This window comes from Pseudomonas sp. GW704-F2 (assembly GCF_059423025.1).
On sequence record NZ_JBWKXO010000016.1, the window covers coordinates 134,596 to 147,054 of the forward strand.

The window sequence follows — 12,459 nt, forward strand, 5'->3', positions numbered from 1 at the left end:
AGGCATGAGCGAAGAAAACACGTACGACTCGACCAGCATTAAAGTGCTGAAAGGTTTGGATGCCGTACGCAAACGTCCCGGTATGTACATTGGCGACACCGATGATGGTAGCGGTCTGCACCACATGGTGTTCGAGGTGGTCGACAACTCCATCGACGAAGCTCTCGCCGGTCACTGCGACGACATCAGCATTATCATTCACCCGGATGAGTCCATCACCGTGCGCGACAACGGTCGTGGCATTCCGGTAGACGTGCATAAAGAAGAAGGCGTTTCGGCGGCAGAGGTCATCATGACCGTGCTCCACGCCGGCGGTAAGTTCGACGACAACTCGTACAAAGTATCCGGTGGTTTGCACGGCGTAGGTGTTTCCGTAGTAAACGCCCTCTCCGAACTGCTGGTGCTGACCGTGCGTCGCAGCGGCAAGATTTGGGAGCAGACCTACGTTCACGGTGTTCCGCAGGAACCGATGAAGGTTGTTGGCGAAAGCGAAACTACCGGTACCCAGATTCACTTCCGTCCTTCTGACGAAACCTTCAAGAACATCCACTTCAGCTGGGACATCCTGGCCAAACGGATTCGTGAACTGTCCTTCCTCAACTCCGGTGTCGGCATCGTCCTCAAGGATGAGCGCAGCGGCAAGGAAGAGCTGTTCAAATACGAAGGCGGCCTGCGTGCGTTCGTTGAATACCTGAACACCAACAAGACTCCGGTCAACCAGGTGTTCCACTTCAACGTCCAGCGTGAAGACGGCATCGGCGTGGAAATCGCCCTGCAGTGGAACGACAGCTTCAACGAGAACCTGTTGTGCTTCACCAACAACATTCCGCAGCGCGACGGCGGTACTCACCTGGTGGGTTTCCGTTCCGCACTGACGCGTAACCTGAACACCTACATCGAAGCCGAAGGCCTGGCCAAGAAGCACAAAGTTGCCACCACCGGTGACGATGCGCGTGAAGGTCTGACTGCGATTATTTCGGTGAAAGTACCGGACCCTAAGTTCAGCTCCCAGACCAAAGACAAGCTGGTGTCTTCCGAAGTGAAGACCGCCGTGGAACAGGAGATGGGCAAGTACTTCTCCGACTTCCTGCTGGAAAACCCGAACGAAGCCAAGCTGGTTGTCGGCAAGATGATCGACGCAGCGCGTGCCCGTGAAGCCGCGCGTAAAGCCCGTGAGATGACCCGCCGCAAAGGCGCGCTGGACATCGCCGGCCTGCCGGGCAAACTGGCTGACTGCCAGGAGAAGGACCCTGCCCTCTCCGAGCTGTATCTGGTGGAAGGTGACTCTGCTGGCGGTTCCGCCAAGCAGGGCCGTAACCGTCGCACCCAGGCCATCCTGCCGTTGAAGGGTAAGATCCTCAACGTCGAGAAAGCGCGCTTCGACAAGATGATTTCCTCCCAGGAAGTCGGCACGTTGATCACGGCGTTGGGCTGCGGTATCGGCCGCGACGAATACAACATCGACAAGCTGCGCTATCACAACATCATCATCATGACCGATGCTGACGTCGACGGTTCGCACATCCGTACCCTGCTGCTGACCTTCTTCTTCCGTCAGTTGCCGGAGCTGATCGAGCGCGGCTACATCTACATCGCCCAGCCGCCGTTGTACAAAGTCAAAAAGGGCAAGCAAGAGCAATACATCAAAGACGACGACGCCATGGAAGAGTACATGACGCAGTCGGCCCTGGAAGACGCCAGCCTGCACTTGAACGAAGAAGCACCGGGCATTTCCGGTGAGGCGCTGGAGCGTCTGGTCAACGACTTCCGCATGGTCATGAAGACGCTCAAGCGTCTGTCGCGCCTGTACCCTCAGGAACTGACCGAGCACTTCATCTACCTGCCGGCCGTGAGCCTGGAGCAGTTGGGCGATCACGCAGCGATGCAGGATTGGCTGGCCCAGTATGAAGTGCGTCTGCGCACCGTCGAGAAATCCGGCCTGGTGTACAAAGCCAGCCTGCGCGAAGACCGTGAACGTAACGTGTGGCTGCCCGAGGTCGAATTGATCTCCCACGGCCTGTCCAACTACGTCACCTTCAACCGCGACTTCTTCGGCAGCAACGACTACAAAACCGTGGTCACCCTGGGCGCACAACTGAGCACCCTGCTGGACGACGGCGCTTATATCCAACGTGGCGAACGCAAGAAGCAGGTCAGGGAATTCAAGGAAGCCCTTGACTGGCTGATGGCCGAAAGCACCAAGCGTCACACCATCCAGCGCTACAAAGGTCTGGGCGAGATGAACCCGGATCAACTGTGGGAAACCACCATGGACCCCGCTCAGCGCCGTATGCTGCGCGTGACCATCGAAGACGCCATCGGCGCAGACCAGATCTTCAACACCCTGATGGGTGATGCGGTCGAGCCTCGCCGTGACTTCATCGAGAGTAATGCTTTGGCGGTGTCTAACCTGGATTTCTGATCGGGTGTCGATGGGCACATTAAGTGTCGTGAGTGGGCGAGATAATGTCGCTCTTTAAACTAAACCCCGGCCTGGTGCCGGGGTTTCGTCGTTTTAGGAGATGTTTTTTCGGGCTTAAGGTGACGCTGACTTGTACAATCGAGCCCAATTTTTCTTCCAGTATGCCTGTGCAGTCGCAACAATCGTTGGCGCTGGGCATCAGCTTTGATAGGGATAGATTTACCCATGGCTCATAAGCTGTCACTCGAAACGTTAGAGTCTTGGCTCTGGGAGTCCGCGAACATTCTGCGCGGCTCTATCGACTCTTCCGACTTCAAGAACTACATCTTCGGCCTGCTCTTCCTCAAGCGTTACAACGACGTGTTTGACGAGCGCGTTGCCAAGCTGAGGGAAGACGAAAAACTGAGCTATGGCGATGCCCAGGAAGAGATCGAGGACAAATGGGGCAAGTTCCCTATCAGTGCCCGCTGGTTCGATCTGATCTCACGCACCGAAAATATTGGTGAGGCACTGGACAAGGCATTCGCGACCATCGAGGCCAATAACCCCGAGCTACAACACGTGCTGACCGCCACTCAGTATGGTGACAAACGGGTGCTGTCGGACGCGACCCTGCAACGCCTGCTACGTCACTTTAACCAATACAAACTGGGCAATACCGACCTTTATAAAGCGGATATGCTTGGCGATGCCTACGAATATCTAATCAAGCAATTCGCCGACGATGCCGGGAAGAAAGGCGGTGAGTTCTATACTCCCAAGGCCGTTGTGCAACTGGTGGTTGAGCTGATTGACCCGCAACCCGGCCACAGCGTGTATGACCCCACCTGTGGTAGTGGAGGCATGCTGGTGGAGAGCGCCCACCATGTATCCGGTTTTCCCAATGGCACTCTGATGGGCAAACCTAATGTGCTGCTGTTCGGTCAGGAAAAGAACCTGGGTACCTGGGCCATCGCCAAGCTCAACCTCTACCTGCACAACATGCATGCAGCTATTGAGCGCGGCGACACCTTGGTCGAGCCCAAGCACCTCAACGGGGATTACCTAAAGACATTTGATCGGGTAATTGCTAACCCGCCGTTCTCGGCGAAGTCCTGGTGGACTCCGCTAGAGTTGAGTAACGAGAACGAGCAGGATAGCGGCAAAAAACTCAAAGCACCCAACTACAAGCAGGTCAGCGATCCCTATGGTCGGCTGATCTATGGCATCCCTCCACGGAGCTATGCTGACCTCGCTTTTGCTCAGCATATGCTGGCCAGCCTCAAAGCTGACGGTCGTATGGGGATTATCCTGCCGCACGGTGTGCTGTTCCGTAGTGGCGAGGAAGGCAAAATTCGCGAAGGGCTACTTTTTGGAACAGATGCAGCTAATGGAAACCAGCCAGGAGACCTGATTGAAGCCATCATTGGTCTACCGCCTGCATTGTTCTACAACACTCCCATTCCCGCTTGTGTACTAATTCTGAACAAGCAGAAGCCGATGGCGCTCAAGGGTAAGGTAATCATCATTGATGCAAGTGCGGACTTTGGTAATGACAAGGTGCAGAACAGTCTACGGGTTGCAGATGTTATCCGTATCGTTAGCACCCACAAGGCCGCGTTCGAGCAGCAGACTGAGGTGGAGAATTACTGCCGTATCGTCACACTAGACGAAATCCGCAGCAACGACGGCAACCTCAACATCGCCCGATATATAGACAATGGCGAGACCGAAGAGGCTGTCGATGTGGCTGCCACCTTAGCGAAATTAGCGATGCTGGCTGAGGAAGAGGCGAAAATTGATGCGCGGCTGAATGGTTATCTTGCCGATCTGGGCTTGTTGGAGACCGCGGAATGAGCGTGGTAGGCAAACCTGGATACAAGGAGACCGAGATTGGATGGATACCTTCCGACTGGTCTGTGGAGAAAGTTGAATCGCTTGCGGATGTGGATCCGGAATCCTTATCAATTAAGACGGCCGCAGATTTCTCATTTCGCTACATCAGCCTAGGCGACGTAGATTCTGGGCGGCTGATTAACGGTCACGAAAATATAAATTTTTCTGACGCCCCTTTACGAGCACGACGCAAAGTCAAAGCAGGGGATATCCTGTTTGCCACCGTCCGTCCTAAGTTGAAGGGGCATTACTTCGCGCGTCGCGTAGATGGCAATGTAATCGCATCTACTGGATTCGCAGTTGTTCGCGCAAGGAAAGAGATTGCATCGCCTGAGTTTCTGTATCAGTCGTTGCTCTCTGGAGGTGTGGATGCACAAATTGAGAAACTCACTGCTGGCTCCAATTATCCAGCCGTAAATTCAGGCGACGTAAAAGGCCTCTTGCTTACGGCACCTCCTCTCTCTGAACAGCAAATTATCGCCGCCATTCTCACGGACGTGGACGAGAAGCTGGCTGTGATCACCCGCCAGATTGAAGCCACCCAGATCCTCAAGCAGGGTCTGATGCAAACCCTGTTCAGTCGGGGTGTGGGAATTCAAGATACCAGCGGGCAGTGGGTGTTTCACACAGAATTTAAAACAGTGCTGTCGCTGGACATTCCTTCCACGTGGGATGTAATGAGGCTAGGCGATATTGCACCGCTAATCCGAAGACCAGTAGAAATCCGTCCCGATGCAACATACCCCGAGCTTGGCCTTCGCTCTTATGGAAAGGGGACATTTCATAAGCCAGCGCTGCTTGGTTCTGAGGTTGGCAACAAGCGGCTATTTGAAATTAGAGCCGGGGACCTCCTTTTCTCAAATGTGTTTGCATGGGAAGGTGCCGTAGCAGTAGCAAAACCCGAAGATGACGGCCGTTATGGTTCGCATAGGTACATCACATGCACGGTGGACAACTCTCGGGCTGATACTTCCTACATCTATAGATACTTGATCACACCCGCTGGAATCGCCTTACTGTCATTGGCTTCTCCAGGCGGGGCCGGTCGAAATAAAACGCTTGGATTGAGCGCGTTGGCCAACATCACTATTCCTCTGCCGCCGTTAGCTGAGCAGCAGAAGATTAGTCAGATTCTCGATGGCGTTGAGGCCAAGCTTCAGTTACTTGAAGCAAAGCGATGTGCTGTTGAGTCCACTAAACGTGGCCTGATGCAAAAGCTGCTAACCGGGGAATGGCGGGTCAAGCTCGCAGGCGGAGTGGACACCTCTTTTTGAAGGCTATTGCTGGACTACCACGTCATATCTAGAGCAGACGCCGAAACGCTATGGCTGTGGCGGTTGGCGTCATCTCTTACATGAGTTTCAGCAGTTTGAAATTCGCAACCAAGTCAGGCCGTTGATGGCCCTACCGTGGTTTGGTATCGAAGTCGTCCGAGGGAAACCTCCAAGGAACAGGAGTAAGCAATGAGCCAGTCACCGGAGAAAGTCGGGGTTGAGTTACCCGCCATCAATTGGCTGATCAAGCTGGGCTACACCCATCTGTCCGGTAACCAGGTGCGGGTAGAACATCGTCATCTGGCACCGGTACTGGACGATGTGTTGCTGGCTCGGCTGCTGATCCTCAACCCATGGCTGGCGAGCGCGCCCGGTGGCTTTAGTGCCGCACTGATCGAGCTACGTAAACGAGTCAATGATGAGCTGTTGCCCGCCAACAAGGCGTTCTGGGAACAGGTGGTGCAGCGGTCGGATATCCAGGTGAAGGACGTCGAAGGCAAGCCGCGCAGTGTGCGCTTCTTCGATGCCTGTAATGCAGCCAACAACGACTTCCATGTCGTTGATCAATACGTGGGGCGTAATGCTGATGGGGATGTTTTTCGTCCCGATCTGCTGCTGTTTGTGAATGGCTTGCCCCTGGCCATCATTGAATGCAAAGCCAGCCATCACCGCCTGGATGAGGCCTTGGGGCAACTGGATGGCTACCAGAGTACCTTTCCAACTCAGTTTGTATTCAACCAGGTATGCGTTGGTCTTAATCGACGTGAAGGGCTGTATGGTGCGATCTTTACCAGGCCTGCGTATTACGCTCGTTATCGGTTGCAGACGCAGGAGAGAGCCGCTGTTGCTGCCTTGTTAGGCGATGATCCAAGTGAACAGGAAAGCGTGCTTTGGGCATTGTTCGAGCCGAGCCGCTTCTTGCAACTGATCACACATTTCGTACTGTTCGAAACCCGCGATGGCAAGACCGTGAAGAAGCTACCGCGCTATCAACAATGGCGGGCCGTGCGCAAAACGGTGGATCGCCTATGTGCGCCCAAACCCACGGGCGGCGTTGTCTGGCATACCCAAGGTAGCGGCAAGTCACTGACTATGGCTCTACTTGCGCGCATGTTACGTGCCGATAGCACGGGTTTGAACAACCCAACCGTGCTGATATTGACCGACCGCAAAGACCTCGATAAGCAGATATTCGACACCTTCCATGCTGTGGGCGTCAATGCCATTCAGGCTGTGTCGGTTGATGGCTTGCTGAAGATGCTGTCCAACGACTACGGTAGCGTGTTCACCAGTACGGTGCAGAAATTTCAAGAGAATGATCAGCCCAGTGAGCAGGCTGCCGACTCTCCTGATGAAGACGATGACACCCTGCAAGCGAACCGCCACAAGCGGATTCGCGAGGAGAAGGACTTCTTCATTGTGCATGAACGCAACGTCCGCCACCGGGAGGTGGATGAGAACGGCGGGTTAGTCAAAGCTAAGTGGGAAGAAATCAGCCGAGATAAGGTGCACTTCCAGGTGCTGAGCACCAAGCCCAATTTCTATGTGCTGGTCGATGAGGCTCACCGCAGTCAGTATGATTTTCTCGCGGCCTTTATGCGTGCCAGTTTGCCCAACGCTAAGTTCATCGCCTTTACCGGTACGCCGCTGCTGCAAGAGGATAAACACACGCTGGGCGAGTTTGGTGGTGGTGAATACATCGACGAATACCGTCTGCATGAAGCGGTTGCGGATGGAGCAACCCTACCCATCAAATACCAGGATGCATGGGTGGCGTTGTCGGCCAATGCTGAACTGGATGCCGCTTTCAAGGAGCAGTTCGCAGACCAGAGTGAAGTTCGTCAGCATGAGTTAAAGCGTGAGCTGCTGCGCCGCTGGCGTCAGGCCGGCGACCGTATGGAACAGGTCGCCGAACATTTGGTCGAGCATTTCCTCAGTAGTGTAAAGGCTAAGGACTTGAAGGCCATGCTGGTGTGCGATGGCCGCGATATGGCGGTGCGTTACAAGGATCTGCTCGATGCAATCATGGTCCAACGGGCGAGCAAAGGGCTGCCGACCTTTGACAGCAAGGTGGTTATTTCCCTCGCCAGTATTACCTCTTCCCGGACTGGTGCTTCTGCCATGGAAGAGGCGGCAGAGTACGAAATAGACGCCGACAAGATCCGAAGCATCGAGGAGCGGGTCAAGGCTGAGGTGAAAGCTGGAAAGATACCCGTGGCCATGCCGTCCGAGCAGATCGGCAACTTTGTCAGCAAGCGGTTTCCCCTGCCCTATGGGGAAGAAAATGATGGGCTTGATGGTAAGCCGCAGGCGAACAACGTCGGGTTGATCATCGTATCCGACATGCTGCTGACCGGGTGGGATGCTCCGATTGTCGGCACCATGTACCTCGACAAGCCGCTTAAGGAACACACCCTGTTGCAGGCTATTGCACGGGTGAACCGAACCTTTTCCGGCAAAAATGCTGGTTACATCGTGGATTACCACGGAGTAGTCGAGCACCTCGACCATGCGCTGAAGATTTACGGCGGTGACGTGAAGCCTTCGCAGGTCTGGGAAGGTGTTGAAACCGAACTACCCAAGCTGCAAGCCACGCTCGACCGCATACTAAAACTGCTGCCAAAAAAGCATGACCCGGTAGCGCAACGCGAGGCATACAAAGATGATGCCGAGCGCTTCCTTGATCCTGCCACCAGGCTAGACATGGTCGAAGAGTTTCTGGACTTGGTGAAGCAGTTTAACCGCTCTGTGGACATCATCCTGCCGGATGTACGCGGCGTACCCTTCAAGCCCTACTTCACCCTGTTAGGTGAGATTCGGCTGATGCTACGGGACAAACTGCCGGGTAATACCTACAAGGAACGCATCACCAAGCTTGAATCCGCGATGCTTCAACAGCTACTGGATGAGTACATTGCCGCCAGCCCCGCCAAGAGTCTGTTAGGCCGTGAGGTATCGATTCTGGATGCCAGTGATATGGCGCGCTTAAAGAAGCTGGCGAGCCCCGGTAGCCGCGCCTTGGTGATGAAAAACCAGCTGAAACAAACCATCGTCACCGGCAAGGACAAAGATCCAGCATTCTTTGAAAAGATAGCTGAGGAGTTGGAAAAATTGCTTGAGGAGGAAAAGGCGGGGCGCATTACCCAGGCCAAGTTCCTAGAGCAACTGGAGCTGTTCAGCCAGCGGATTCAGGATAAGGACAACACCGGTTTTAATAAGCCCGCGCATTCAGCGGTGTATCACTACCTTGCCGCGTTACTGTCTGAGAATACGGCAAGGGTAGCAACGACCAAGCTGTTCGAGGATGAAATGCTGAGTCGTGCTCTGGCGACTGAAAACTGGAAAAAAATGCCGGATACGCATCCTGACTTTAAAGACCATCTGCGGGGGGTATTGATGCCTCTGGCGGGTTGGGAGCGCTCAGTAGCGCGTGATCACGCCAAACGAATCTTCGATATCTTGCTAAAAAACTAACGCGGCCTTTCCCATGCCAGTATTGAACTACGGCCAAACAGCTATCGAGTGGTACTTCCAGCTCGATACGAAGCTCAAGCGCCATTACGTGACCGTGGAACGGGGGCGACCTGTTCTGTTACGCGGGCCGTTGGTGGGTGAGCCTGAACAAGAGGCTATGGTGCTCCGTCGTGCACGCTGGATTCGTGAAAGGCTGGCTCAGGTGAATCAGCCCTTGGCCAGCGCGCCCATCGTCACGGGCAGCCGTCTGCGTTATGCCGGGCGCACTTACTTCACCGAAGTAAGGCATGCGCCGGACGTACTCAAGCCCCAATTGACCTTCACAGCATCGCGTTTCATCGTTGATAACCCGGATGGTATGAGTATCCATCCAGATACGCTGATGCCCTTGCTGGAGGGGTTCTATCGGGAGCGTGCTGACGAGAAATTGTTGGTGCGTGTCCGTCATTGGCAGCGAGTCACAGGCCTGCAAGCGACTGGCGCTCGTATCCGTCACTTCCAAAGTCGTTGGGCTAGCTGTGATGCGAACAATACCTTGGAGTTTCATCCACGTGTGATGGAGCTACCTGCCAGCGTGCAGGACTACGTCATAGTTCATGAGCTTTGCCATACAGTGGAGAAAAATCACACAAAGGCATTCTGGACGTTGGTAGCCAGCCATATGCCGGATTGGCAGAAACAACATCAGGTGTTGGAACGGGCTTTGTACGGCGATGCGGTTTGACTACCTGCATTATGAGTTTGCGGACGAAGCCTCTGACACTATTACAGTATGTGGGTTGACACGCTTGTCGCGTGTGGCGCATCCTTCAAAAACTTTCTTAGAGAAAGAACGGGGCTCCTCTTTAGCAGCTAACGCTGCGCATTAGGGGGTACAGCATCAAAACTGTACCAACCAAATGAAAACTTACTTTTACTAGGTTTGTTCCGTGGGAGGCCTGAGGTAAAACTCGGGCTTTTTGTTTTTAGGATACGGGGGGCAAGCATGGAGCAAAAAATCTACATAGCTATAGTGAAAGAATGCGAAAAACTGATTCTTAGGCATCATAGCTATCATAATAAACTTCATATCGATTGGGTTCGTAATACTAAGCGAATTTCAGATGCGCCTCCAAAGAAAGTTGAGTCGCCAGAGTATTGGAAAGTCGATAGAAGATTTAATCCATTTTACGTAAAATCGAACGCCAAGGCAATTGCACGTTCAATTGCTAAAAAAATATCCAATAGAACCTATGCCCCGGCAGAACCCTTTCGAAAGTCAATTCCGAAGTCTAGTGGCGGAAGTCGAGAACTAACAATATATCAAATACCAGACGCAGCGATTTCCAGATATTTCTATAGCCGGTTGCTCGATAAAAATAGACATCGCTTTAGTTCGTTTTCATACGCTTATCGTAACGATAGAAACGTGCATTTTGCTATACAAGATATAGCAATTGATATATCCCAAGAAGCAAGAACTTTTATTGCCGAATTTGACTTCTCGGATTTTTTCGGATCAATCGATCATACATATCTGTATAGTCAACTTCACGAAAACGGATTTCTTATTAGCGATGAGGAAGAAGCTGTAATCAAAGCTTTCTTAGCCTCACGCGATAAGGGTATTCCACAGGGAACGTCTATTTCATTATTCTTAGCGAACCTAGTTTGTTGGAAAATTGATAAGTCTCTTGAGAAATCCGGGTTGAAATTCGCTAGGTATGCGGACGACACGGTGATTTGGAGTCCAGATTACGCAGCTATATGTAAATCTTTTTCGATAATTAATGATTTTTCTAAAGAGGCCGGCGTATCAATTAATGCAAAAAAATCTGATGGCATAAGCCTTTTAGCACGAGATGGATTGCCAGCAGAAATCGCATCAAAAAGCTATTTGAATTTTCTAGGCTACTCAATAGGTGTAGGTAAGGTTTCGATTAAAGAAAGCGCCGAAAAAAGAATAAAAAAACATATGGCTTATTTGCTTTATAGATCGATGATTCAACCCCTAAAATCAAGTCCTCTGAGGGGGCTGGTTATTCCAGCTAATGATCGGGACAAGGCTCTGTTGGTATCTATAATGCAAGTTCGTCGATATATGTACGGTGGGCTATCAAATCGAGATATAACTGACTATATTTCCGGAAGGAAGAAATATTTACAATTTAAGGGTGTAATGAGCTTTTATCCTCTTCTGAATGACGAGTCTCAACTTAGAAATTTGGATGGTTGGTTGGTTTCTATGATTTATAGATGTATCCAGTTACGATCGAAATTATTAATTTTGCATGGATTTAATAGGCTGCATTCTTTCCCATTTAATGTAGCACATAAAAATCTAGTTGAGCAGCTTGGGCGCCGACGTATCAAGGGAAAGCGGCTTCTTGAAATTCCAAGTTTCACATTGATTTATCGTGCTCTACAGCGAGGCTTGCGTGAGGCCGGCATCGAAAAAGTAATGCATCCGCAGTCTCTAAAGTACGAGTACAAAGGTATTTGAAGTCTTGACTATATGAAGCGGTGGCCGAAACGGGCACACTGCCTTTGGTATTTAAGTCCGCTATTAAAATGAGGCCGGAGTTGTCCTGCCTACCGGTTTTTTCGATTTGATAGTTTTTAAGGATATCGTATTTACTCGGTCGCGCGATGCTCCAACATTCTGGTGTGGCGCAGCCAGAGGATCCGGCGACTAAGTCGATCATTCAGCGTCGCCAGGCTGTGGAGATCTGCGGTGGCGATTCACCAAAACGTAAAATTACGCGAATCCCTGCGACTCGACGAAGTGCCCGCGAGACGGAAACCGAAGCTCAAAATTACTTCGAATCAGTTTTAATTCCTGCGCATCGGCTACTGACTGCTCCCAGCCGGGTAGGTAGCTGAGATCAAAGGCCAACGCGCGATGATTCAGGCGTTTATACAGGGGCAGGTCACCCAGGTACGCTGCGAGTAGAACCGCCAGTGGATGGCTTACTTGGTGTACGTTGAGTCATGTTATGGGTAATGCTGAGGGAGTGAGTTTGCATGCTTTTTACACTGAGACCGTAGCGATATTGCTACGGACATCAATGTAGAAAAATACCTCTCGGAAGGCCTGCGCGTGACTGGTCAATTTTTTAAGTAGGTGCTTAGAGGCCGGACCGCTGGCAGAGTGAACACTGCATCCACTGAGCGGAAGGCATCCGCTTGACGTCAATGTTGGTCAAATTGGCCAGAGAAATGAACTGATGTTCGCCTGCTTCTGCCGTAGATCATCGATCTGACGCTCGATGGTAGCCTCTTCCTCCAGTGCCTCTAGAGCCATGTCCGCTTGTACAGCGGTGAGAACCGGTATTTGAAATCCTCTCAGAGCCTTGGCCTGTTGCCGCTGACCGAAAACTGACCCAGTAGAGGCTCTTCTGCCGACTGAAAACTGACCCAGGTGTTCAACTGCTT

General features: G+C 52.2%; 7 protein-coding genes. 6 read left to right on the forward strand and 1 reads right to left on the reverse strand.

Features of this window, described 5'->3' with window-relative positions; all coding sequences use genetic code 11:
- The first annotated feature begins 4 nt into the window (after nt 1–4).
- The 6 genes from gyrB to AC07W0_RS15835 all read left to right on the forward strand — a co-directional run bounded on the left by gyrB (nt 5) and on the right by AC07W0_RS15835 (nt 11,527).
- On the forward strand, nt 5–2,422 hold the full coding sequence (gene gyrB, locus AC07W0_RS15810) for a DNA topoisomerase (ATP-hydrolyzing) subunit B (protein ID WP_017848946.1): 2,418 nt from the start codon (nt 5–7) through the stop codon (nt 2,420–2,422).
- A gap of 225 nt (nt 2,423–2,647) precedes the next feature.
- The gene (locus AC07W0_RS15815; RefSeq protein WP_102617659.1) at nt 2,648–4,258 is read left to right on the forward strand and encodes a type I restriction-modification system subunit M; all 1,611 of its coding nucleotides are present in this window, start codon (nt 2,648–2,650) and stop codon (nt 4,256–4,258) included.
- Nucleotides 4,255–5,571, forward strand: coding sequence for a restriction endonuclease subunit S (locus AC07W0_RS15820; RefSeq protein ID WP_102617658.1), 1,317 nt, complete (start codon nt 4,255–4,257; stop codon nt 5,569–5,571). The genes AC07W0_RS15815 and AC07W0_RS15820 overlap by 4 nt, the downstream gene beginning before the upstream one ends.
- A 189-nt stretch (nt 5,572–5,760) precedes the next feature.
- Nucleotides 5,761–9,045 (forward strand): type I restriction endonuclease subunit R, encoded by a 3,285-nt coding sequence (locus AC07W0_RS15825; RefSeq protein WP_102617657.1) that lies wholly within the window; start codon nt 5,761–5,763, stop codon nt 9,043–9,045.
- Nucleotides 9,046–9,058: 13 nt separating this feature from the next.
- Nucleotides 9,059–9,769 carry a YgjP family zinc-dependent metalloprotease gene (locus AC07W0_RS15830; protein ID WP_102617656.1) on the forward strand — a complete coding sequence of 237 codons (711 nt, stop codon included), beginning with the start codon at nt 9,059–9,061 and terminating at the stop codon, nt 9,767–9,769.
- Between the two features lie 261 nt (nt 9,770–10,030).
- A complete protein-coding gene (locus AC07W0_RS15835) occupies nt 10,031–11,527 on the forward strand; it encodes a reverse transcriptase domain-containing protein (protein WP_102617655.1) in 1,497 nt (498 codons plus the stop codon).
- A gap of 699 nt (nt 11,528–12,226) precedes the next feature.
- On the opposite strand, the gene AC07W0_RS15840 is transcribed toward AC07W0_RS15835, so the two are convergent.
- The coding region (locus AC07W0_RS15840) for a hypothetical protein (protein ID WP_146013169.1) at nt 12,227–12,459 on the reverse strand (233 nt) is incomplete at its 5' end.

Coding starts and splice junctions, on each gene's coding strand:
- gyrB (WP_017848946.1), top strand. CDS start 5: ATGAGCGAAGAAAACACGTACGACTCGACCAGCATTAAAGTGCTGAAA.
- AC07W0_RS15815 (WP_102617659.1), top strand. CDS start 2,648: ATGGCTCATAAGCTGTCACTCGAAACGTTAGAGTCTTGGCTCTGGGAG.
- AC07W0_RS15820 (WP_102617658.1), top strand. CDS start 4,255: ATGAGCGTGGTAGGCAAACCTGGATACAAGGAGACCGAGATTGGATGG.
- AC07W0_RS15825 (WP_102617657.1), top strand. CDS start 5,761: ATGAGCCAGTCACCGGAGAAAGTCGGGGTTGAGTTACCCGCCATCAAT.
- AC07W0_RS15830 (WP_102617656.1), top strand. CDS start 9,059: ATGCCAGTATTGAACTACGGCCAAACAGCTATCGAGTGGTACTTCCAG.
- AC07W0_RS15835 (WP_102617655.1), top strand. CDS start 10,031: ATGGAGCAAAAAATCTACATAGCTATAGTGAAAGAATGCGAAAAACTG.